This window comes from Flavobacteriales bacterium (genome assembly GCA_016779935.1).
Lineage (GTDB): Bacteria > Bacteroidota > Bacteroidia > Flavobacteriales > UBA7312.
Genome location: JADHMQ010000001.1, coordinates 25,491 through 48,591 on the forward strand (window position 1 = coordinate 25,491; position 23,101 = coordinate 48,591).

The 23,101-nt window shown below is 33.2% G+C and carries 29 protein-coding genes and 1 other RNA gene; 13 read left to right on the forward strand and 17 right to left on the reverse strand.

Going from position 1 to position 23,101, the window contains the following annotated elements:
• The first annotated feature begins 93 nt into the window (after window positions 1-93).
• From ISP73_00130 to ISP73_00155, 6 genes are all read left to right on the forward strand, one after another.
• A complete protein-coding gene (locus ISP73_00130; protein MBL6656995.1) occupies window positions 94-690 on the forward strand; it encodes a sigma-70 family RNA polymerase sigma factor in 597 nt (198 codons plus the stop codon).
• A gap of 67 nt (window positions 691-757) precedes the next feature.
• Entirely contained in the window at window positions 758-1,030 is a 273-nt protein-coding gene (locus tag ISP73_00135; GenBank protein MBL6656996.1) for a hypothetical protein, read from the forward strand.
• A 66-nt stretch (window positions 1,031-1,096) separates the two neighbouring features.
• A complete protein-coding gene (gene nth, locus ISP73_00140) occupies window positions 1,097-1,735 on the forward strand; it encodes an endonuclease III (GenBank protein ID MBL6656997.1) in 639 nt (212 codons plus the stop codon).
• A 79-nt stretch (window positions 1,736-1,814) separates the two neighbouring features.
• Window positions 1,815-2,279 (forward strand): thioredoxin-dependent thiol peroxidase, encoded by a 465-nt coding sequence (bcp, locus tag ISP73_00145; protein ID MBL6656998.1) that lies wholly within the window; start codon window positions 1,815-1,817, stop codon window positions 2,277-2,279.
• A gap of 4 nt (window positions 2,280-2,283) precedes the next feature.
• Entirely contained in the window at window positions 2,284-3,288 is a 1,005-nt protein-coding gene (gene recA / locus ISP73_00150) for a recombinase RecA (GenBank protein ID MBL6656999.1), read from the forward strand.
• Window positions 3,289-3,293: 5 nt separating this feature from the next.
• Window positions 3,294-4,280 carry a tetratricopeptide repeat protein gene (locus ISP73_00155; GenBank protein MBL6657000.1) on the forward strand — a complete coding sequence of 329 codons (987 nt, stop codon included), beginning with the start codon at window positions 3,294-3,296 and terminating at the stop codon, window positions 4,278-4,280.
• Window positions 4,281-4,332: 52 nt separating this feature from the next.
• Here ISP73_00155 and ISP73_00160 read toward each other — a convergent pair whose 3' ends face one another.
• The 12 genes from ISP73_00160 to ISP73_00215 form a co-directional block, all read right to left on the reverse strand.
• A complete protein-coding gene (locus tag ISP73_00160) occupies window positions 4,333-4,524 on the reverse strand; it encodes a cold shock domain-containing protein (protein MBL6657001.1) in 192 nt (63 codons plus the stop codon).
• Between the two features lie 89 nt (window positions 4,525-4,613).
• Window positions 4,614-4,961: a 50S ribosomal protein L20 gene (rplT, locus tag ISP73_00165; GenBank protein ID MBL6657002.1), complete on the reverse strand. Its 348-nt coding sequence runs from the start codon at window positions 4,959-4,961 to the stop codon at window positions 4,614-4,616.
• Window positions 4,962-5,036: 75 nt separating this feature from the next.
• Window positions 5,037-5,231, reverse strand: a complete 195-nt coding sequence (gene rpmI / locus ISP73_00170) for a 50S ribosomal protein L35 (GenBank protein MBL6657003.1) — start codon at window positions 5,229-5,231, stop codon at window positions 5,037-5,039.
• A gap of 21 nt (window positions 5,232-5,252) precedes the next feature.
• Complete coding sequence (locus tag ISP73_00175; GenBank protein ID MBL6657004.1) at window positions 5,253-5,759, reverse strand: translation initiation factor IF-3; 507 nt, start codon at window positions 5,757-5,759, stop codon at window positions 5,253-5,255.
• 71 nt (window positions 5,760-5,830) lie between these two features.
• Entirely contained in the window at window positions 5,831-7,774 is a 1,944-nt protein-coding gene (gene thrS, locus ISP73_00180) for a threonine--tRNA ligase (GenBank protein ID MBL6657005.1), read from the reverse strand.
• Window positions 7,775-7,851: 77 nt separating this feature from the next.
• Window positions 7,852-9,480: an acyl-CoA carboxylase subunit beta gene (locus tag ISP73_00185; GenBank protein ID MBL6657006.1), complete on the reverse strand. Its 1,629-nt coding sequence runs from the start codon at window positions 9,478-9,480 to the stop codon at window positions 7,852-7,854.
• 18 nt (window positions 9,481-9,498) lie between these two features.
• Window positions 9,499-10,068: a WbqC family protein gene (locus ISP73_00190; protein ID MBL6657007.1), complete on the reverse strand. Its 570-nt coding sequence runs from the start codon at window positions 10,066-10,068 to the stop codon at window positions 9,499-9,501.
• Between the two features lie 25 nt (window positions 10,069-10,093).
• Entirely contained in the window at window positions 10,094-11,215 is a 1,122-nt protein-coding gene (gene lepB, locus ISP73_00195; protein MBL6657008.1) for a signal peptidase I, read from the reverse strand.
• 160 nt (window positions 11,216-11,375) lie between these two features.
• A complete protein-coding gene (locus tag ISP73_00200) occupies window positions 11,376-12,035 on the reverse strand; it encodes a 4-hydroxy-tetrahydrodipicolinate reductase (protein MBL6657009.1) in 660 nt (219 codons plus the stop codon).
• Between the two features lie 10 nt (window positions 12,036-12,045).
• Window positions 12,046-12,558 (reverse strand): hypothetical protein, encoded by a 513-nt coding sequence (locus tag ISP73_00205; protein MBL6657010.1) that lies wholly within the window; start codon window positions 12,556-12,558, stop codon window positions 12,046-12,048.
• A gap of 4 nt (window positions 12,559-12,562) precedes the next feature.
• Window positions 12,563-13,459 carry a ParB/RepB/Spo0J family partition protein gene (locus ISP73_00210; protein ID MBL6657011.1) on the reverse strand — a complete coding sequence of 299 codons (897 nt, stop codon included), beginning with the start codon at window positions 13,457-13,459 and terminating at the stop codon, window positions 12,563-12,565.
• 4 nt (window positions 13,460-13,463) lie between these two features.
• Window positions 13,464-14,249, reverse strand: a complete 786-nt coding sequence (locus tag ISP73_00215; GenBank protein ID MBL6657012.1) for a ParA family protein — start codon at window positions 14,247-14,249, stop codon at window positions 13,464-13,466.
• Between the two features lie 221 nt (window positions 14,250-14,470).
• Between ISP73_00215 and ISP73_00220 the strand changes: the two genes are divergently transcribed.
• Window positions 14,471-14,881 (forward strand): DoxX family protein, encoded by a 411-nt coding sequence (locus tag ISP73_00220; protein ID MBL6657013.1) that lies wholly within the window; start codon window positions 14,471-14,473, stop codon window positions 14,879-14,881.
• A gap of 6 nt (window positions 14,882-14,887) precedes the next feature.
• Here the strand turns inward: ISP73_00220 and ISP73_00225 are convergent, their stop codons facing one another.
• Window positions 14,888-15,229, reverse strand: coding sequence for a PUR family DNA/RNA-binding protein (locus ISP73_00225; protein MBL6657014.1), 342 nt, complete (start codon window positions 15,227-15,229; stop codon window positions 14,888-14,890).
• A gap of 56 nt (window positions 15,230-15,285) precedes the next feature.
• A complete protein-coding gene (locus ISP73_00230) occupies window positions 15,286-17,049 on the reverse strand; it encodes an ABC transporter ATP-binding protein (protein ID MBL6657015.1) in 1,764 nt (587 codons plus the stop codon).
• A gap of 138 nt (window positions 17,050-17,187) precedes the next feature.
• On the opposite strand from ISP73_00230, the gene ISP73_00235 reads away from it, so the two are divergent.
• Genes ISP73_00235 through ISP73_00260 form a run of 6 tightly spaced genes read left to right on the forward strand, consistent with a single transcriptional unit; the run spans window position 17,188 to window position 21,649 of the window.
• The gene (locus tag ISP73_00235; GenBank protein MBL6657016.1) at window positions 17,188-18,276 is read left to right on the forward strand and encodes a Glu/Leu/Phe/Val dehydrogenase; all 1,089 of its coding nucleotides are present in this window, start codon (window positions 17,188-17,190) and stop codon (window positions 18,274-18,276) included.
• 14 nt (window positions 18,277-18,290) lie between these two features.
• Window positions 18,291-19,226, forward strand: a complete 936-nt coding sequence (nusB, locus tag ISP73_00240) for a transcription antitermination factor NusB (protein MBL6657017.1) — start codon at window positions 18,291-18,293, stop codon at window positions 19,224-19,226.
• A 33-nt stretch (window positions 19,227-19,259) separates the two neighbouring features.
• Window positions 19,260-19,760 carry a DUF1573 domain-containing protein gene (locus ISP73_00245; GenBank protein ID MBL6657018.1) on the forward strand — a complete coding sequence of 167 codons (501 nt, stop codon included), beginning with the start codon at window positions 19,260-19,262 and terminating at the stop codon, window positions 19,758-19,760.
• Entirely contained in the window at window positions 19,760-20,059 is a 300-nt protein-coding gene (gene yajC, locus ISP73_00250) for a preprotein translocase subunit YajC (GenBank protein MBL6657019.1), read from the forward strand. The genes ISP73_00245 and yajC overlap by 1 nt, the downstream gene beginning before the upstream one ends.
• Before the next feature lie 29 nt (window positions 20,060-20,088).
• The gene (locus ISP73_00255) at window positions 20,089-21,069 is read left to right on the forward strand and encodes a hypothetical protein (protein ID MBL6657020.1); all 981 of its coding nucleotides are present in this window, start codon (window positions 20,089-20,091) and stop codon (window positions 21,067-21,069) included.
• 1 nt (window position 21,070) lies between these two features.
• On the forward strand, window positions 21,071-21,649 hold the full coding sequence (locus ISP73_00260) for a dephospho-CoA kinase (protein MBL6657021.1): 579 nt from the start codon (window positions 21,071-21,073) through the stop codon (window positions 21,647-21,649).
• On the opposite strand, the gene ISP73_00265 is transcribed toward ISP73_00260, so the two are convergent.
• The 3 genes from ISP73_00265 to ffs all read right to left on the reverse strand — a co-directional run bounded on the left by ISP73_00265 (window position 21,641) and on the right by ffs (window position 23,057).
• Complete coding sequence (locus tag ISP73_00265; protein ID MBL6657022.1) at window positions 21,641-22,261, reverse strand: threonylcarbamoyl-AMP synthase; 621 nt, start codon at window positions 22,259-22,261, stop codon at window positions 21,641-21,643. The genes ISP73_00260 and ISP73_00265 overlap by 9 nt on opposite strands.
• Window positions 22,261-22,917 (reverse strand): fructose-6-phosphate aldolase, encoded by a 657-nt coding sequence (gene fsa / locus ISP73_00270; GenBank protein MBL6657023.1) that lies wholly within the window; start codon window positions 22,915-22,917, stop codon window positions 22,261-22,263. The genes ISP73_00265 and fsa overlap by 1 nt, the downstream gene beginning before the upstream one ends.
• Before the next feature lie 41 nt (window positions 22,918-22,958).
• Window positions 22,959-23,057, reverse strand: an RNA gene (gene ffs, locus ISP73_00275) — signal recognition particle sRNA small type.
• Window positions 23,058-23,101: the final 44 nt, after the last annotated feature.

A 23,101-nucleotide genomic window follows, 5' to 3' on the forward strand; every position in this document is an offset into this window, starting at 1 on the left:
ATAGGTATTTCAAATTTTGTGTAATAAAATAATCTGCCTATAGAATACATATCTACTTTTTAATTATTAGTTTTTAATTTAAATTGTTTAGATATGTTATTACACAAGTCCACCGACAAAGATTTAGTTACTGCATACATTAATGGAAATCCAAATGCTTTGGATGAATTAGTTGTTAGACATCAGTCAAGAGTAATTAGCTTCATTAATTCCAAAGTTAAAAATCAGCAATTAGCTGAGGATATTTTTCAGGATGCTTTCTTTAAAGTAATCAAATCTCTAAATGCAGGTAAGTATAATGAAGAAGGAAAATTCCTTCCATGGTTAATGCGTATTTCTCATAATTTAGTTATCGACTATTTTAGAAAAAATAAGAGAATGCCTAAGGTAGCTCAATCCAAAAGTTTAGAGAGCTTTAATATTTTTGATGTTATAGGAAATGGTGAAAAATCCAAAGAGGACGATATTATGGAAAGCGAACAAGTTGATACGCTTAAACGATTAATTTCTGAATTGCCGAAAGAGCAACTCGAGGTTTTAGTAATGCGCCATTATGAAGACTTAAGTTTTAAAGAAATCTCTGAAAAGACAGGCGTTAGTATTAATACTGCTTTGGGAAGAATGCGTTATGCGCTAATAAATATTAGAAAACTGATGAAAGAGAATAATGTTGATTTGATTATTAATTAATTTTTAGGTTTATGCAATAATCGAATTAAAGGTTGCGTTACATCTATGTAACTTTAATAATTACTGTATGTATAAAACCTTTACTCACAACGATTTAATTAGATTCTTGTACGGCGAAATGGATAATAATGAAGCTCTCATGTTAAAGAAAACACTGCGTTTTGATGATGATTTGAATGCTTCATATATTGATTTTAAAAAGACTATTAATAGTATTGATTCATTAGTTTACAACACTAATTCTTCGGAATTAACCATCGCTAAAATAAAATCTTTTGCTAGAGGCTATTCCTCTACTTCTTCTAAAGTCATTAATACAATCGATCTAATATTGAATTAGTTAATAACAAGCTTTGAAGAAGACCCTTCTTAGAGATAAGAAGGGTTTTTTTATTTAAATTTGTACATGAATAAAAAAGAACGTTTTAAGTTATTTGTTGACTACTTTGATGAGTATATGCCAATAGCTGAAACTGAACTTCTTTATTCAAATGGTTTTGAGTTGTTGGTTGCTGTTATATTATCTGCACAATGCACCGACAAACGTGTAAATCAAGTAACACCAGCTTTATTCCAAGCCTTTCCTGTTCCAGAAGCGATGGCATTGTCTTCGAAGGATGAAATTTTTCATTACATACGTTCTGTAAGTTATCCCAATAACAAGTCAAAACATTTAGTTGGAATGGCTAATATGCTTGTTAATGACTTTAATTCAAAAGTGCCTATGACTGTTGATGAACTTCAATTGCTTCCAGGAGTAGGTCGTAAAACAGCAAATGTTGTCGCTTCAGTTTTGTATGATGTTCCGACTATGCCTGTAGATACTCATGTTTTTAGAGTTTCTGAAAGAGTAGGGCTTACAACTAGAGCCAAGAACCCTCTAGAAAGTGAAAAGCAATTAGTTAAGGGCTTCCCTAAAGATAAGTTGAATATAGCCCATCATTGGCTCATCTTGCACGGTAGATATGTCTGTTTAGCAAGAAGACCAAAGTGTAATGAATGTGGTATTTCATCTTTTTGCTCCTACTTTAAAAAGAATAGCTGATTTGTTAATAAAACAAGCCCTTCAATCTTGTTATTTCTGAGAATTTTTTGCTCTTTTGTTAGTCAAATATCATTATTCAATGAAAACATTATGCGAAGGCGACAATGCACCAGATTTTGGGGTCGTAAATCAAGATAACAAGTTGGTTAATTTACAGTCATTTAAGGGGAAGAAAGTCATATTATACTTTTACCCTAAAGACAGTACTCCAGGATGTACAGTTGAAAGCTGTAATTTGCGTGATAGCTATTCAGAGTTAACCGCTTTAGGTTTTGAAGTAATAGGCGTTAGTGCTGACAGTGTAGAGTCTCATCAAAAGTTTATTGCAAAAAATGACCTGCCTTTTGATTTGCTTTCTGACACAGATAAAAAAGTAATTGATGCCTACGGAGTGTGGGGTCCAAAAAAGTTCATGGGTAAAGAGCATGAAGGAATTCACAGAACAACTTTTGTAATTGATGAAAATGGAGTCGTTGAGCGGGTTTTTAGTAAGGTGAAAACCAAGGAGCATACTCAACAAATTTTAGAAACATATAAAAAATAATAAAATGAGCGATAAGGAAAAAGATGCGAAATTAAAGGCTTTACAGCTAACTCTTGACAAAATGGAGAAGTCTTACGGAAAAGGTACTGTAATGAGACTAGGAGATAAGCCAGTTGAAAATGTTGAGGCAATTCCATCAGGCTCTTTAGGTTTAGATTTAGCTTTAGGAGTAGGCGGTTACCCTAGAGGAAGAGTCATTGAAATATATGGCCCTGAATCGTCAGGTAAAACAACTCTAGCAATACACGCTATTGCTCAAGCTCAGCGTCAAGGTGGCATAGCTGCTTTTATTGATGCTGAACATGCTTTCGATCAAGTATATGCCGCTAATCTTGGTGTTAACATTGATGATTTATTGATATCTCAACCTGATAATGGAGAACAGGCTCTAGAGATTGCTGATAATCTTATCCGATCTGGAGCTATCGATATTTTAGTGGTAGACTCTGTTGCTGCTTTAACGCCTAAAAGTGAGATTGAAGGCGAAATGGGAGACACATCAGTAGGTCTTCATGCTCGATTAATGTCAAAGGCACTGAGGAAATTAACAGGTACTATTAGTAAAACGGGATGTACGTGTATCTTCATTAACCAGTTAAGAGAGAAGATTGGAGTCATGTTTGGTAATCCTGAAACAACTACAGGAGGAAATGCGCTTAAGTTTTATTCTTCAATTCGTTTAGATGTCAGAAGAAGTACAGCCATTAAAGATGCAGATGGTACTATAGGAAATAAAACTAGAGTGAAGGTTGTGAAAAACAAAGTAGCACCCCCATTTAAATTAGTTGAATTTGATATCATGTATGGTTTAGGTATTTCAAAATCTGGTGAAATACTTGATAAATCTGTTGACTTAGAAATTGTTCAAAAAAGTGGTTCATGGTTTAGTTATGAAGGTGAAAAGTTAGGGCAGGGAAGAGATGCTGTGAAACTTGTTTTACAAGATAATCCTGAATTATCAGAAGAGCTTGAAAACAAAATAAAAGATCATATTAATGGTAATAGCTAAGATTTATGCTTAGGTATGTCTTACTCTTAAGTATAATTTTTATTATTTCATGCAATAGTAATTCGTCTGAAAGCAAGCAGAAGAGAACGATTAGTCAAATAAGTAAAGAACTTTTAGATAACCCTAAGGATACAGTTCTTTTAAAAGAAAGAAGAGATTTATATTTACAAGATGATAATTGGTCTCAAGCCTTATTAGATCAGATTGAATTATTCGAACTAGACTCTTTAAACCTCAATCGTAGGTTTGATTTAGCAAATTTGTATTTTAATCAAGCTGATACTGAATCATCATATTACCTAAAAAGTTACTTATTGCTAGAGGGTAAAGATTTCGCGGCCTTTCCTAAGGCTTTATTTTTGAGAGCTAAACTCAATTATCTTTTTCAGAATTATTCAGAATCTTTGAATGATATTAATGCCTATTTACCTTCTTATCAGTTTGATTCAGAAGCTTATTTCTATCGTGGGTTAATTTACAAGGAACAAGGAGATTTAGAAATGGCACAATCACAATTTCAAACAGCCGTAGAGCAAAACCCTAACTATATTGAATCTTATGAACAGTTAGCATTTATATATTCATTTTATGGCGATACTTTAGCCGAGTTTTATTTTGATAACGCATTATATATTGATTCGTCAATCATAAGTTCATGGTACAATAGGGGAATGTATCATCAATCTTTAGGTAACTTTGAGAAAGCAAAATATAATTATATGGGTATTTTAAGAAGAGATTCTGTAAACATAGACGCAAACTACAATTTAGGTTATATCGGCTTATTGGAGAGTGACTTTGAGTCTTCTATTTCATATTTTACCTCAGTGATCATTTCAGATTCTACTAACCCTTCGGCTTATTTTTCAAGAGGACTTTCGTATAAGTTAAATGGAAATTATGAAAATGCTAGGGAAGATTTTTTAACTACATTGAATTTAGATAGTAGTTTTGAAGAAGCCAAAACAGAATTATCTAAGCTTATGCCATAAAAAAAAGGCCTCATAAAATGAAGCCTTTTTAAAATTTGAAATTTTAGTAAATTTATGCTAATCTAACATTTGTAGCGTTTAAACCTTTACGGCCTTCTTCTAAGTCAAATGTAACTTTGTCATTTTCACTAATTTTGTCGATTACTCCAGAAACGTGTACGAAGTATTCGTTGTCTGATTCATCTTCTTTAATAAAACCATAACCTTTGGTGTCATTAAAAAACTTTACTGTTCCAGTATTCATATTTGTTAATTTAATTAATTTGGCCAAAGATACAAAAAAGGTAAATCAATACTGATTTACCTTTTATAAATATTGAAAAGATTGAAGTTTTATTTTTTTACGGCGTTAACAACCGCTTTAAATGCTTCAGGATGATTCATTGCTAAATCAGCCAATACTTTTCTGTTTAATTCAATTCCCTTTTTAGAAACAGCTCCCATAAATGTTGAGTAGCTCATTCCGTATTCTCTAGCTCCAGCGCTAATTCTTTGAATCCATAGAGAACGAAAGTTTCTTTTCTTTTGTTTACGTCCTATGTATGCATACTGCATTGCTTTTTCAACAGCATTCTTTGCTACAGTATGTACATTTTTTCTACGGCCGAAATAACCTTTTGCGGCTTTTAAAACCTTTTTTCTTCTAGCTTTTGCAGCTACAGCGTTTACCGATCTTGGCATAGTTTTACAGTTTTTTGGTAGTTAGCGCCTCAATTTTTGAGAACTTGTTTGGCTAATTACCTGGTTAATAAATAATTATAGACAAAGTTGTTGCTTGATGTTTTTCTCATCAAATTCATGAACTAAGCCTGTTTTTGTCAAGTTACGCTTCTGTTTAGTCTCTTTCTTTGTAAGAATGTGACTTTTGAAAGCGTGCTTTCTTTTAATTTTACCAGTACCCGTTAGTTTAAAACGTTTTTTAGCACTGGATTTTGTTTTCATTTTTGGCATAATATATGTCCTTTTGTTGTTTTACTTCTTCTTTTTTGGAGCAATGAACATTGTCATTCTTTTACCCTCTAATTTTGGCATTTGCTCTACAACGCCATACTCTTCTAAAGCTTGAGCGAATTTTAATAAAAGGATTTCACCTTTTTCTTTAAATACTATACTTCGCCCTCTGAAGAAAACGAATGCTTTTACTTTTGCACCTTCATCTAAGAATTTTAGTGCGTGTTTAGTTTTAAAATTCAAATCATGCTCCTCAGTATTAGGGCCGAATCTTATCTCCTTAATAACTGTTTTGCTAGCGTTTGCTTTTATTATCTTTTGTCTTTTCTTTTGATCGTATAAGAATTTCTTATAATCAATAATTTTACAAACTGGAGGACTTGCTTTTGGAGAAATTTCCACTAGGTCAAGCCCCATCTGTTTAGCAATGCTTTGAGCTTTGGATAAAGGGAAGATACCAGGCTCTACACCTTCACCAACTAAACGTACTTCTTGAGCAGTAATATTATGATTTATTCTGTGCTTCATTTTCAGGTTTTCTCCTTTGAAAGTTATTTCTTCTTTTTATTGCGATATCCTTTTGTTTTAAATAAAATTAGTTATTCAAAATTACTTATTAATTTTTCAATTTCTAGGTTAATATGTTCAATAAACTTGTCCGTTTTCATACTACCCATATCTTCACTTCCGTGCTTTCTTACGGACACTTTGCCTTCGCTTTCTTCTTTTTCACCAACAATAAGCATATACGGAACTTTACTTACTTCAGCATCTCTTATCTTTCTCCCCGCCTTTTCCGCTCTCGTGTCAATGAGCCCGCGAATATCGTAATTATTTAGCAGATTTAAAATATTTTCTGCGTATTCGTGGTATTTTTCACTTATAGGTAAAATAATTACTTGGCTTGGTGTTAACCATAGAGGGAAATTTCCTGCACAATGTTCTAGTAAAACGGATACAAAACGTTCCATTGAACCAAATGGCGCACGGTGTATCATAACCGGCCTGTGTGTTTTATTGTCAGAGCCAATAAATTCTAATTCAAATCTATCAGGTAAGTTATAATCGACTTGTATAGTTCCAAGTTGCCATTTTCTTCCTAGAGCATCTTTCACCATAAAGTCCAGTTTTGGTCCGTAAAAAGCGGCTTCTCCATACTCAATAGTAGTGTCAATTCCTTTCTCCTCAGTAGCTTCTAAAATCGCTTTTTCAGCTTTTTCCCAATTTTCAATAGAGCCAATGTATTTTTCAGGAGTATTGGTATCTCTTAGAGATATTTGAGCTGTAAATTGTTCGAAACTAAGCGTCTTGAAAATATATAATACTAGGTCTATAACTTTTATAAATTCACCTTTTACTTGTTCTGGTGTACAGAAAATATGAGCATCATCTTGAGTAAATCCTCTAACTCGAGATAATCCGTGTAGTTCACCGGATTGTTCGTATCTGTAAACGGTTCCAAATTCTGCAAATCGAATTGGTAAATCTTTGTATGATCGAGGTTTCGTTTTATAAATTTCACAATGATGTGGGCAATTCATTGGTTTTAATAGAAACTCTTCTCCTTCAGCAGGTGTATTTATTGGTTGGAATGAATCAGCCCCATACTTTGCATAATGACCAGAGCAAACGTATAACTCTTTGCTGCCAATGTGTGGTGTAATTACTTGTTCATATCCAGCAGTTTTTTGTGCTTTTTTTAAGAAGTTTTCTAAACGTTCTCTCAGTGCTGCTCCTTTAGGAAGCCATAGAGGGAGGCCTTGACCTACTGTTTGGGAGAAAGCGAATAATTCCATTTCCTTTCCAAGTTTTCTATGGTCTCTTTTTTTAGCTTCTTCAAGAAGGTTTAGATATTCGGTAAGTTCCTTTTGTTTTGGGAAACTAATACCGTAAATACGAGTTAGCTGCTTATTGTTTTCATCACCTCTCCAGTAAGCACCTGCAATGTTTAGCAACTTTGTAGACTTAATGAATGAAGTATTTGGAATGTGTGGCCCTCTACACAAATCTGTGAAGTTTCCTTGAGTATAGAAAGTTATATTTCCGTCTTCTAAACCTTCTAATAATTCAAGTTTATATTCGTCACCTTTTTCTTTAAAATAGCTGATGGCGTCGGTCTTTGAAATTTCTTTTCGACTGTATTCGTTTTTCAGCCTAGCTAATTCAAGCATTTTATCTTCAATTTTCTTGAAGTCGTCAGATGAAATGTTTTGATCTCCAAAGTCAACATCGTAGTAGAAACCATTCTCAATGGCTGGTCCAATACCGAGCTTAACTCCTGGGTATAAGGCTTCTAATGCCTCTGCCATAAGGTGTGCAGACGAGTGCCACATGGTTTGTTTACCCAAATCATCGTTCCAGGTTAGAAGTTTTAGTGAGCAATCTTTCTCTAGTGGTCTGTTAGCATCCCAAACATCTTCGTCAATCTGGCACGCTAGCACGTTTCTTGCTAATCCTTCACTAATATCCTTAGCAATGTCCATTGCTGTAGTTCCTTTAGCAACACTTCTTGAAGAACCGTCTGGAAGAGTTATTTCTATCATTATATATTTTTATATACTCAAATGAGTCTGCAAATATAATCAAATGACTGATAAGATAGTAGGCATTGAAAGATGTCTTAAACCTGTATAATTCCTGGGTTATATTTGCTAGTAATTGGGGAGTGATTTGCGGCTTCTATACCCATTGAAATTATTTTTCGTGTTTCTCTAGGGTCAATGATTGCATCTATCCAGAGTCTAGAAGCAGCATAATAGGGTGAGGTTTGCTTATTGTATCTTTCAGTGATTGTTTTTAAGAGTTCTTCTTCATCTTTTTTAGCTATTTTTTTGCCTTTACTTTTTAATGATGATTTCTCAATTTGTAAAAGAACTTTAGCGGCTTGTTCGCCTCCCATTACGGCTATTTTTGCAGATGGCCACGCTACGATAAGTCTAGGGTCGTAGGCTTTTCCACACATAGCATAATTTCCTGCTCCGTATGAATTTCCCATTATTATCGTAAACTTTGGAACGACAGAATTACTCATGGCATTTACCATTTTTGCACCGTCTTTTATAATTCCTTGGTGTTCTGATCTTGAACCTACCATAAAGCCAGTAACGTCTTGTAGAAAAACAAGAGGGATTTTTTTCTGATTGCAATTAGCTATAAATCGAGCTGCTTTATCAGCTGAATCTGAATAAATTACACCGCCAAATTGCATTTCTCCTTTCTTGTTTTTGACCAGTTTTCGTTGATTGGCAACTATACCTACTGACCATCCATCAATTCTAGCATAGCCACATAATATGGTTTCGCCGTATCCTTTTTTGTACTCTTGAAATTTTGATTCATCGACTAGATGCTCTATTATTTCAATGGTATTGTATGATTTCTCTCTGCTATCTGGTAATATTCGAATTATATCATCACTGTTTTTTTGTGGCTCTGCTGGCTCTTCTCTGTTGAAACCTGCTTTTTCAAAATGGCCTATTTTATCCATTATTTCTTTGATACTCTTTAGGCAGTCTTCATCATTTTCTGATTTATAATCTGTAACGCCAGAAATTTCACAATGTGTTTCTGCTCCTCCTAGTGTTTCGTTGTCAATATCTTCTCCAATTGCTGCTTTTACCAAATAACTTCCAGCTAAAAATATTGTACCCGTTTTATTGACTATCAATGCTTCATCACTCATTATGGGTAGGTAAGCGCCACCGGCTACACATGAGCCCATTACAGCCGATATCTGTGTTATTCCCATTGAAGACATTTTTGCATTATTTCTAAAAATTCTTCCAAAATGTTCTTTGTCAGGAAAAATCTCGTCTTGTAATGGGAGGAAAACTCCTGCACTATCTACCAGATAGATAATTGGAATTTTATTTTCCATAGCAATTTCTTGTGCTCTTAAATTTTTCTTAGCTGTGATTGGGAACCATGCACCTGCTTTGACTGTAGCATCGTTGGCAACAATTACACATAGTTTTTTACTTACGTAAGCTAAAACAACAACAACTCCTCCTGAGGGACATCCGCCGTATTCTTGATACATGCCATCGCCTACAAAAGAGCCTATTTCTATAGTTTCTGATTCATCATCTACTAAAAAGTCAATTCTTTCCCGTGCTGTAAGTTTGCCCTGTTTATGTTGTTTTTCAATTTTTTCTTTTCCACCACCAATTTTGATTTTATTAAGCTTTTGATTCATTTCTGAAATCATTAGCTTCATTTTGTCTTCATTTTTATTTAATTCTAAGTCCATGCAAATTAAATTTAGTGGTTATAATTTTAATGATTCTAGATAACGTTTTGCGTTATTTCCTTCGTTAAAAAGTAAGTCCAATATACTTAGGTTTGAGATAAAGCCATGCTTTTTTTCAAAAACTTGAATGTATCGTGGAAATTCAGAGGTGACGAACTTGTGGTTTCTAAGATCATTTTGTTCAACCTCTTTGTTGTAAGTGTTTGTGAAATTAAATTCGGTTGAAATGCCAACTTTTGATGAAATAAAGTGTAGCATTTCTAGATTGAGGTCAATGAGATTTGTATGTTTTTTTAGAAACACATCTTTCATTTCGTCTTCAAAATATTCGAAAAAAGGAGAGGAGCGATAGGAACTCATTAAACTTTGCCAATGTTCCTTTTGCCACTTATGGTCGTAGTTTATTTTTATGTCTTTTAAAGCTGTTTTTGAGCTGCTTTTCCTTTCTTTTGGAACGGTCAGGTGTAATTTACCATTTGCTCCGTATACAGCACATCGATTTCTAATAGTTTGTTTGATATAGAAGTCATGTAATTCAATAGTGCAGTCAAACTGATGCAAATATGCATAGTATTCAATCGGTGCCATATAGCTACATGGCAAAAGGTATTGTTTAGTGGACGGCATTGAATAGTCTATTCCATCTGATTTTATTTATTCCTTTTTTGTTTTTGTCCCAACTCATCCAAATAAATAAGGCTTTTCCAACAACGTGATCTTCAGGAACGAAACCCCAATATCTTGAATCTAATGAATTGTGTCTGTTATCACCCATCATCCAATAGTAGTTCATGTCAAAAGTGTAGCTTGATGCTAGATTATTATTGATGTAAATTTCATCATCAATTATCTCTAATTTATTGTTTTCATAGGTTTCTATAATTCTTCTGTATAGTTCTATGTTTTCAGTATTAATTTCGACTTGACTACCTGCTTGAGGAATTTTAATTGGTCCAAAATTATCAAGATTCCAATTGAATTTGTCTTCTGGAAATATTAATTCAGGTGAGTTAACTTTTACTCCTTTATCAATAACGATTTTATCTACTTTCTTTACGTATGTAAAGCGTTTTATTGCAGCTAGGCTCTCATCATTTAACATCAGCTCGTAGTCACCATTTCTAGAGAGTATTTGCCCTTCGTAAATGTTGTATTTGTTCAGTGTTCTTTCACTAAATAGTGTGCCGTCTGTTTTGACGTAGTACCTAAACTGATTTCTCATTTTTTCAGTAATGGTCTGAGGTTCTCCATTCACATATAAATCAGTGTTTTTAATTTCTATGACATCTCCAGGAATACCTACACACCTCTTAATATAGTTCTCTTTTTTATCAATAGGTCTTTCTGGGTGTAGTGCATCATCGGCGGGATAATTAAAAACTACACAGTCGTTTCTTTCTACATCACCTAAACCTTTCATTCTGTAATAATTAAGCTGTATCCATTTTAGGTATGCAGGGGTATTTTTAGTGAATGGTAGGGTATGATGAACGAGTGGGAATGCAATAGGAGTCATAGGTACTCTTGGTCCGTAGCTTACTTTGCTTACAAAGAGAAAATCACCAATGAGTAATGATTTTTCCATAGAAGAGGTAGGGATTGTATAGGCTTCAATTAAGAATGCTCTCAGAATTGTTGCTGCAACAACAGCGAATAAAATTGCGTTGAACCAACTTTTAATCTCGCTTTTTTCTTTCTTTTTCTTTTCTTTCTTTTTCCAAAATTGCCAACTAATAGTTTCCCAAAACAAAATATCACCTACTATTAAAGGGAAAAAATAAAGCCATTCTCCTTCGATAAGGTAAACGAACAAAGACCAAAGGATAGTAAAGACTATAAACATTACGACCTTAAATGATTTGCCTAATAATTCTTTTAATTTTTTCATATTTTTTTTAAAGTTTTAATATGTCTGACATTTTAAAAATACCCTTTTTATCAACTATCCATTCGGCAGCCATAATTGCTCCTTTTGCAAAACCATTTCTATTATGAGCTTCGTGGGATATAGAAATAGTATCTATATCAGAAATATAATTTACAATATGAGTGCCTGGAACATCTTTAATACGTTGGCTATCGATGGGTGTATTTTTATCAATTTGAAACTGTAAAGAAAGTGCTGTGCCACTTGGTGCATCTAGCTTCTCGGTATGATGAATTTCTTTTATGTTAGATTTGTATTGTGGGTGAGCTTCCATTATCCTTTTTAACTTTTTATTCAATTCAAAAAAGAGATTTACGCCTATACTAAAGTTTGAAGCGTATAAAAAAGCAGTGTCGTGTTTTATGGCAAGCTTATTGATGTTCTTCATTTTTTCTAACCAGCCTGTTGTTCCACAAACTACGGGTACGCCATTAGTTAAAGCAGTTGAAATGTTATTGAAAGCTGTTTTTGGTGTGCTAAAATCAATAGCTACATCTACCTTTGAAAAGTCGATATCATACACAGTATGTTTAGAATTTGCAATGTAACTTATAGAGTGACCACTCTGAGTTGCAATTTTTTCGATGAGTTTTCCCATCTTCCCATATCCAAGTAAAGCAATGTTCATATCCTCAAAGTTAAAAATTCATTTTTAATGATAAGGAGGTATTCTTCCCATATGGAGTGTTTATAAATGAAGGTGAGTATGATAGGGTTAATTCATCGCTTATATCGAAGTCCAGTAGATGGGCATCTACACTAGCATCAACAATATTTAACAAATATATGGCTGCGGTAATTATATATGAAACGTCTCTATTTCTTTCATAATAGTCCATAATTGTGATGAGCTGACTATTATTATAAAGTTCAGAGTATTCGTCTATCTCACCATTTTCTCTTTGCAAATAGGCATTTTTATAGCTTGTGTATTTCTTTTGGTTTTCATTTATAAAATATATGCTTGTTCCTAGAGAAGTATATATAATTGGGACTTTCCAATACTTTTTATTGTAGACTTGTCCAGCACCGGGGATGATTGTAGAAAGTACTGATGCTTTATGTGCAGAATGAACTCTTGGATTCTCTGATTTTTGAGCTATGCAGTTAATGGATAAAAACAAGCAGATATAGAGTATTATAGTTTTCAACTTTCTAGCCTAGTTTTTTTATAATTTCATCTAATTCTTCTGCAGAATTGAATTTAATTTCCACTTTACCTTTTCCAGATTTTAACACTTTTAACTTCACTTCTTTTCCAAGACTATGGGATAAATCATTTGAAATTTTTTGATGTTCAAATGTAGGTATAGATTTTGTTCGATTTCTGCTAGTCTTGGTGTAATTTGTGTTGCCAAAATCTTTTACAATTTGCTCGATTTCTCGCACTGTAAATTTATTTGAAATGGCATCTCTGAAAATATTAAGTTGAGTTTCAGGATTATTTACATTAATAAGCGCTCTTGCATGTCCCATACTAATTTCTTCATTTTTTAAAGAGGATAATATTTCTGCTGGGAGTTTGAGTAGCCTCAAATAGTTTGTAATGGTTGATCTTTTTTTGCCAACCCTTTCACTCATTTTTTCTTGAGTGAGCTTACATTCATCGATTAGTCTTTGATAGCTTAGTGCAACTTCTACTGGGTTAAGTTGTTCTCTCTGGATGTTTTCAACCAAAGCCATTTCTAGCATTTCTTGGTCATTAGCAATCCTAATGTAAACAGGTATACTGTTTAAACCAGCTATTTGAGATGCTCTATATCGTCTTTCTCCAGAAATGAGTTGGAATTTATCGTAACCAAGTTTTCTAACTGTAATGGGTTGAATGACGCCGAGTTCCTTTATTGAAACTGCTAATTCTTGTAGTGTATCTTCATCGAAGTCAGTTCTTGGTTGAAAAGGGTTTACTTCAATTTGATTTAATGGAAGTTCCGAAATAGAACCTACAATTTTTGTTGAATTTTCAATTGATTCGGCGCTAGTTATGTCAGTATCAGGATTTTTTAATAATGCCGATAAGCCTTTTCCTAATGCTCTTTTCTTTTCTGCCATTTTTTTAGATTCTTTCTAATGATTTTTGCTTATTCTTTTCAAGAATTTCCTTAGCAAGATTTAAATAGTTGATAGCTCCTTTACTGCTTGCGTCATGCATTATGATAGTCTCGCCAAAACTAGGAGCTTCACTAAGTCTTACATTACGTTGTATTATTGTATCAAATACCATCTCTTGAAAATGGGTTTTAACTTCCTCAACAACCTGATTTGAAAGTCTTAAACGAGTGTCATACATCGTAAGTAGCAAACCTTCAATATCAAGTTCTTTGTTTAAACGACTTTGTACAATTTTGATTGTATTCAATAATTTCCCTAAACCTTCAAGAGCAAAGTACTCACATTGAATAGGTATTATTATCGAGTCAGCAGCTGTAAGAGCATTAGTTGTTACTATACCAAGCGAGGGTGCACAGTCAATAAAGATATAATCGTATTGCCCTTTAATCTGATCAATCATTTTCTTTATGATAAATTCTCTGTTCGGCTGATTGATAAGTTCTAATTCTGCACCAACTAGATCAATATTTGCAGGCAATAAATCTAGGTTTGGACTTTTTGTTTTTACAATTACATCACTTGGGTTAATATCATCAACAAGACATTCGTATAGACCGTTTTTGACATCTCTTGGGTCAAAGCCCACTCCTGAAGTTGAATTTGCTTGTGGGTCAGCATCAATTAGTAAAACTTTTTTTTCTAGCACGCCCATACATGCCGCCAAATTTATGGCTGATGTAGTTTTTCCAACTCCTCCTTTTTGATTTGCAATTACAATTGTTTTGTTCATAAGTATAATGTAATGTTTGATTAAATAGCTTTTAAGGTATAGCTAGCTTTTTGTTGTTCATAAAGCATAACTATTTTGTTTATATTTATGCTTTCAAAAGTAGCCTATTTTCTCGACTGTTTAAGAAGAAAAAAGGCCGTTTTTTTAACATTTACAGAAAAATGTTAATAGCTACTAACTTAAAATATTCCCTTCAAATGATTTTATCAAATTTGTCTTTAATTAATTTAGAAATTCAAGATAATGTTCTAATTATCACTCAGCTTTTAACAACCATATTTTTAGCTATTCTTTTTATTCAGTCTGGAATAGATAAGGTTACAGATAAAGAAGGGAACTTAAGTTGGTTGAGTAGTCATTTTTCAAACTCTCCACTTAAAAATTCAGTTCCTTTTTTATTGTTTACGATTACAGTACTTGAATTACTAGCCGGTTTTGGGAATTTAATTGGGGCTTTTTACATACTATTTTTGGATAATGCTATCGTTGCTTTCTTTGGCACATTGTTTTCGTCGATAAGCTTAATTATGCTATTTTTTGGACAAAGAGTAGCCAAAGACTATGCTGGTGCCCAATCTCTAGTAAGTTATTTTATATTGACTATTGTAACCCTAGTGTTACTGTGCTGGTAAGGAGGTTTAAATATCTTCGAAGTTAACGTCAGTAAAGCTGTTTTCTTCAGTTTTTGTTTCGCTACTCTCTTCCGATTCAGAAGATATAATGTCAAGACCTTTATTTTTAATAATATAGTCTAAAGTATCTCCTAAAGCATTTTTAAATTTTTCAAAATCCTCTTTATAGAGGAAAATTTTATGCTTTTTGAACGAGTGATTACCGTTATCATCGAAAATCTTTTTACTTTCAGTAATAGTTAGGTAATAATCGTCAGCTTTTGTTGCTCTAACATCAAAAAAGTAAGTCCTTTTACCAGCCCTCACTTTATTAGAATAAATTTCTTCTTGGTCTTTGTAGTTTTCCATATTTTAAAATGATTTGAATTCAAATCTATGAATATTAATCTAAGATAACAAATCAATTACTGAGAGGAAAGCTGTTGTTCGTACATGTCGAAATACACTTTTTTGTTATGGATTAGCTCTTGGTGTGTTCCTTTTTCAATAACTTTTCCGTTTTCTAAAACAATAATTTCATCAACGTGTTGAATAGAGGATAATCGATGGCTTACTACTATAGAAGTTTTATTTTGATTCTGCTTTTTTATTTCTTTTAAAATCTGTTCTTCAGTTTCATTGTCAACGGCAGACAAACAATCGTCAAAAATAAGTATTGAAGATGGCTTGATAAAAGCTCGTGCAATTGAAATTCTCTGTTTTTGTCCACCTGAAAGAGTTACTCCCCTTTCTCCAATTTTTGTATTGTATTGTGCTGGGAAGCTCATGATGTTATCATGTATTGCCGCTTTTTTAGCAACATCTTCTATTTCTTCTTGGCTTGTATTTTTGTCTGTTCCAAAGGAAATATTGTTGGAAATGGTATCAGAAAATAACAAGGCTTCTTGAGGCACTAGGCTTATGGCTGATCTGAGGCTTTTAGTACTATAGTTTTCAATAGATTTATGGTCAATTTTAATAAGTCCCTCACTCGTATTGTACATTCTGGTGAGTAACTGAATTATTGTAGATTTCCCAGCACCTGTACGCCCTACAATTGCGATTGATTTTCCTTTCTCAATTTTAAAAGAGATATTACTCAATGCATTTACATTACTATCTGGGTATTTAAAACTTACATTCTCAAACGATATATCGCCTGAAATAGTTTCTACTAAACCATCTTCGTTATCGACCTCCACTTTGGTATTTAAAAATTCATTAATTCGTTTTTGTGATGCAGCTGCTCGTTGAATGATTGATGTTACCCATCCAATTGACGCCATAGGCCATGTGAGCATATTAACGTAGATGATAAACTCTGCAATATTTCCTGTTGTAATATTTCCAGCAATGGCCTCCTTGCCACCTACATATATGGTTAACAACGTGCTTAAACCAATTAGTAAGAGCATAAAAGGGAAAAAGGCAGCATTTGTTCTAGCTAGTGAAACATTTCTTTTAAGGTATTCATCAGTTTCAGTATTAAACACATTGAAGTTCATTTTTTCATTAACAAATGACTTTAAAATTCTAATACCTGAAAAAGACTCTTGGGAAATCGTTGATAATAATGACAATTGCTTTTGTACTTTTTCGCTTTTTGAGTGAATAATTTTACTGATAAAAAATATGCTTATCGACATTATTGGTAGTGGCGCCAGTACAAAAAGACTTAATTTAACATTAATACTAAACATATGATACATCACTAAAGTAAATAGCGATATCATATTAATAGGATACATAGTAGCAGGCCCTAAGAACATTCTTACTTTACTAACATCTTCACTAATTCTAGCCATCATGTCACCAGTACGGTTTCTTTTGTAGAAGGCTCTGTCAAGTTTCTGGTAGTGGTCGTAAATTTCATTTTTTATATCGTACTCAATCAATCTAGACATTACGATTATAGTTTGTCTCATGAAAAACATAAATACTCCCTTTAGTAGAGCAAATAAGATGAGCATCATTCCAAAATAGAGTAATGTTGAGGTTAATGAGTCAAAATCAACAGTCCCATTATTTTGAGACAATTCAATGGCTTCCTTTGCAGTATCAAACGCTTTTCGAGTAAATACGGCAGGATAGAGAGCAAATAGATTAGAAACGACAACAAATACGACTCCGATTAAAAATCGCCATTTGTATTTTTTATAGAACTTAAGAAGATATTTGAGCTCTTTCATAAAATAGAAGACGTTAATTTAAATAACATAAATAAAATTGTAGATTTGCGAACTCAAAATTTTATCTTTTTTTAGGATAAATTGGGTTACAAAGTTAATTAACTTTCTTATCTAATTATGTTAGTAAAATCAAAATCTATGTTTGAGCTTAAAAATGCTAAAGATTCAAGTCAAAGTTTTCAGGTACTTGAGATGATGGATTCTATGAATCATGAACAATTGGTATTCTGTAACGATAAAGAAACTGGTTTGAAAGCAATTATTGCTATTCACGATACTACTTTAGGCCCAGCACTTGGTGGAACTAGAATGTGGCACTACGATAATGAAGTGGATGCTTTAATAGATGTGCTAAGATTATCTAGAGGGATGACTTTTAAAGCGGCAATAACGGGTTTGAATCTTGGAGGAGGTAAAGCTGTTATTATTGGCGATGCCAAAAAGCTGAAATCTGAAGCACTTATGAGAAAGTTTGGACAGTTTGTAAATAGTATTGGTGGTAAATACATTACTGCTGAGGATGTAGGTATGAGTGCCGAGGACATGAAATTTGTGAAAATGGAAACCGATTTTGTAACTGGAATTCCAGTCGAAATGGGAGGGAGTGGAGACCCTTCACCAGTTACTGCATACGGTGTATATATGGGAATGAAAGCTTCTGCCAAATACAAATGGGGGAGTGATGATTTAAAAGACAAAAAGGTAGTTGTTCAGGGTGTTGGTCATGTCGGTGAAAACCTTGTGAAACACCTTTCTGAAGAGGGAGCTAAAGTGATTATTAATGACATTAATAAGGAAAACGTAAAAAAAGTTTCTGAACTTTACAATACTGATATTGTTGATGGTGAAAGTGTTTATGACATTGATATGGATATCTACTCGCCATGTGCATTGGGAGCAACTGTTAATGACATTACAATAGAAAAGTTGAAATGTGAAATAATTGCCGGTGCTGCCAATAATCAATTAAAAGACGAAAATAAACATGCAAATATCTTGAAGGAAAAGGACATACTTTATGCACCTGACTTTTTAATTAATGCTGGAGGTTTAATAAATGTATATTCAGAGCTTAACGACTATGACAGAGAAAAAGCTCTTGAAAAAACTAGAAAAATATATGACACAACTCTAGAGATATTTGTTAGGGCAGAGGAAGAGAATATTACTACAAATGCAGCAGCGTTGAAGCTAGCAAATGAAAGAATCCAACAAGCTAAAAACTAGCTTAAAATAATTTTATGTTAAATCGAAGACATTTAAGAATTCGTGTTTTGCAGTTCGTATATTCTTGGCACAAATCCAAGGATACTGATATTGTTAAAATTGAAAAGCAATTTCTTAAATCACTTGAAAAGGTAGAGGAATTATACATTCTTTTGTTGCTTATTCTTGTAGAGATTCGTGATTTTGCCGAAGACTTTCAAGAAGATGCTAAGAAAAAGAAATTGCCATCTGATGAGGATTTAAACCCGAAAACTAAATTTATAGACAACCTATTTATTCAGAAGATTAAAGATGATACTTCATTGATGAGTAAAGCAAATGAATTGAAGTTGTCTTTTTCAGACAGTCGTTCTCTTATAAAAGCGATTTATTTAGAAGTTATTAAAACGTCTTTATTTGAAGAGTATATGGCTTCAGAAGAAATAGGATTTGAGGTTGATAAGAAGTTTATGCTGAAGTTGTTTAGCAAGCATATAATTGAAGTATCTGCTCTTCAAGATTTTCTTAATGAACAGCATATCTATTGGGATGATGATTTGCCTTTCGTCTCAAGTATGATTGTAAAAACAATAAAAGAGTCATCTGATACAAACATTTCTTTGTTAGATTTATTCAACAATAAAGAAGAAAAAGAGTTTGCATTAGACTTATTGAGGTTTTCAATAATTCATTCCGATGAGTATACTGACTTGATATCCTCCAAAACTAAAAACTGGGAGATTGATAGGGTAGCTTTGATGGACTTAATTTTAATGCAAATGGCCCTTACTGAATTACTGAAAATGCCACAAATTCCTGTTAAAGTAAGTATTAACGAATATTTAGAATTAGCTAAATATTACAGTACACCTAACAGCAAGAATTTTGTGAATGGTATTCTCGATAATTTACACATTGAGTTAAAGCGAAAAGGCTTAATCAAAAAAACAGGTAGAGGGCTTATAGAATAATTATTATTTTTGCCTTAACTAAATTTATATTTTATGTACAGACTAATTATCTTACCAGCAGTATGTTTTGTCTTCGCCTCATGCGGTGATATGGCTAAAAAAGTTGACGCAGAGGAAACAACAGTAGTTCAATCAGAAGAAACAGCTGTAAAGCCAACGCTTTCTTCGAACTTAGTAATGAATACAAATACTGCTGAATCTTCTTCTGAAAAACAGTCTGGACCAAATTTTTCATTTAACAAAGAGCTTCATGATTTTGGTCAGTTAATCGATGGTGAAAAAGTATCTTATTCGTTTACATTTACTAATTCAGGAGATGCACCATTAATTATTTCAAGTGCCAAAGGCTCTTGTGGATGCACTGTGCCAGATTGGCCTAGAGACCCTATAGCACCAGGAGAGTCAGGCTCAATTGATGTTACGTTTAATAGTTCAGGAAGATCAGGAAAACAAAATAAAGCAGTTACTCTAACAGCTAATACTAACCCAAGCAGAAAGGTGTTAAACATCACTTCTGAAGTAATCTCAAAATAATGACTTTAATAACAATATTTTTACAAGCAGAATCAAGCGGTAACCCATTAATTTTCTTTGTACTTGTTTTTGGTGTGTTCTGGTTTTTTATGATTAGACCTCAAGTTAAAAAGCAGAAGCAAGAAAGAAAGTTTAGAGAAGAAATGAAAAAAGGTGACAAGGTTGTTACTACAGGTGGTCTTCACGGAAAAATAGTAGAAATGTCGGAGAAAACAGTCAAAATTGATGTTTCAAACGGTACTATTTTGAAGTTCGAAAAAACGTGTGTTTCTGCAGATTTGTCTCAAACCAAAGACTAGTGTTGTTAGGGTTCTAATCCCTTTTTATGTTGAGTAAACTCACATTTGTACTAAATCAGTTGTTTTTACTGCTGAAAATAGAAAGAAGACATCTTCCTGTTTTCGCTTTTTTATTGACACTATCTACACTGTTTTGGATACTTACAGTTTTATCAAAAGATTACACAACTACTGTACATTATAAAGCTGATTTTGTTGATTTACCTGATGATAAGCTGCTCATTAATGAGAAGGAGGTAGATTTACACCTTCAGGTTAGTGCACCTGGATTTACAATCTTAGCACATAGATTAAGCTTTAGCAGAGAACTGCCACTTTCTGTCTCCTCATTTATTCCAAAGAAAAAGGGAAGTTATTGGAATTATTTTTTGTTGGGAGAGCAGTCCATCTCTCAAATTCAAGAAGTAATCCCTACCAGTATGCAATTATTGCATATCCAACCAAATCGAATTGATTTATTACTTGATGAAAAAGCGGAAAGAGTTGTTCCTGTAAAACTTAAATCTAATTTTTCATTTAAAGATTTATTCAGACAAAAAGAAGCCGTAAAACTAGAGCCATCTACTGTTGTTATATCAGGGCCAAAAGCAGTTGTTGAGGTGTTTGACGAAATAAATACAGAGTTGCTGTCGCTAGAAAATATTGACAATAATAAAGTTGGAGAAATAGAAATTCAGTCATTGAATCATTCTGAGATAAATTATTCTGCTAAAAAAATCAAATGGGAATTAAAAGTAGAACAATTTACTGAAGGTGAAATAAAGTTACCAATTGAAATTAAAAATATCCCTAAAGGGTATGAGATAAAATTATTTCCTGATGAAGTAACAGTAAATTATTTGATTTCTTTGGATAAGTTTGACTTAGTGAAGCCGGATATGTTTGCCACTCAAGTTTTATTTGATAAAGATTTTAAGCGACAATCAGTAAGTCTAATCAGACAAGCAGATTTTGTTGAAAATGTTCGTATTTTCCCCTCTAAAGTTGAATATTTTCTCATTAAAAAATAAAATGAAAAAAATAGGCTTAACAGGTAATATCGGAAGTGGAAAGACTACAGTTTCATATGTATTCAGAACTTTAGGTGTACCTGTATTTTATGCCGATGATGAAGCCAAACGCCTTATGCTTGAAGACGAAATTCTCAAGAGTAAACTTATCAATGCATTTGGAAGAGATACTTACAGTGATAATCAGTTAAATAAAAAATACCTTTCTGAATTAGCCTTTAAAGATGAAGGTGTTCTTATGAAATTAAATGCTCTAGTACATCCTGTTGTATTGAACTATTTTGATGACTGGTGTGTTCAACAATCCTCTGAATATGTGATTAAGGAAGCAGCTATTCTTTTTGAAAGTGGTACTGATATAGGAATGGATGCCATAATCTGTGTAAAATGCCCTAAAGAAAAACGTATTGAGCGACTAACAAATAGGGATTCGGTATCTGTTGAACACATAGAATCAAGAATGAGCAAGCAATGGGAGGAGGATAAGAAAGCTTCACTTTCTGATTTTATTATTGATAATGATGGAGTTACACTTGTGATACCTCAAGTATTAGAAATTCATAAAGAATTATTAAAATAAATCATCGATTTTGCCCAAGCCTTGGCGTATTAGTTCCATGTTTCCATTTGAACAATCTATTACTGTTGAAGGCACTAAAGAGCCAATTCCGCCATCAATAACTATGTCAACCTTATCTTTATAGCGTTCGTAAATTAATTCTGGATCAGTGCTGTACTCTATAATAGTGTCTTCGTCATGCACAGAACTTGTTAGTATTGGGTTACCAATTTTCTCAACTAATAATGGTGGGATACTATGATTTGGAATTCGTATTCCAACAGTTTTCTTTTTGCTTTTGAATAATTTTGGAACACTATTATTTGCTTTCAAAATAAAGGTGTAAGGGCCAGGAAGAGCTCTTCTCATACCTTTATATACATTTCTATTAATAGGCAAGCTGTAGTCTGATAACTGACTTAAACTTGAACAGATAAAGGAAAAGTTTTGTTTTTTCAAATCTATATTTTTGATTTTTGCAATACGTTCTACCGCCTTCTGTTGGAAGATATCGCAGCCAATTCCATAAATAGTGTCAGTAGGGTATATTATTACGCCACCGTCCTTTAGACACTCAACAACTTGAGCTATACCTCTAGGATTTGGATTGTCAGGATGAATAGATACTAGCATTATGAATTATTTGCAGAATGGTCAGCAAGAAACTTTTTTAAGCCAACTTCAGTCAATGGGTGAGGAATTAAACCTTTAATGGCATTTAAAGGAGCAGTTACTACATCTGCCCCAACTATTGCACAATCTTCAATATGTTTTTTATTTCGTATTGAAGCCGCCAGTACTTGAGTGTTATATTTTTGGACTTTAAACATTTCTACAATATCGGCAACAATATTAATTCCATCTTCACCACTATCGTCCAGCCTTCCAATAAAAGGGGAGACATAAGTTGCACCTGCCTGTGCTGCAATTAAGGCTTGACCAACAGAAAATATTAGTGTACAATTTGTTTTTATTCCTTTATCAGAAAAGTATCGAATAGCTTTAATTCCCTCCTCAATCATTGGAATTTTAATGACAATTTGAGGGTCTAGCATAGCCAATTCTTGACCTTCTTTAATCATTCCCTCATAGTCAGTTGCAATGACTTCAGCACTTACATCACCATCAACAATATCACAGATGTCTTTGTAATGTTTTAAAATATTTTCTTTTCCCTTGATGCCTTCTTTTGCCATTAGAGAAGGGTTAGTTGTAACACCATTGAGAATGCCTAGTTCTTGTGCTGATTTGATGTCGTGAAGGTTTGCCGTATCAATAAAAAATTTCATTTTTAGGAAAAGTAATAGGTTTTAAGGTAAAGGTAATAAAAAAAGGGCAAGCTACTTACATCACACCGCTCAACCACCTACCCTTGCTACCTTCCGATCCTGGGGGAGTTCAGCAGGAGCTGGTTGTGTAAGACTTGCCCAATGCAAATATATGTTAATTGCAATGTTTATCCATTACTTTAGG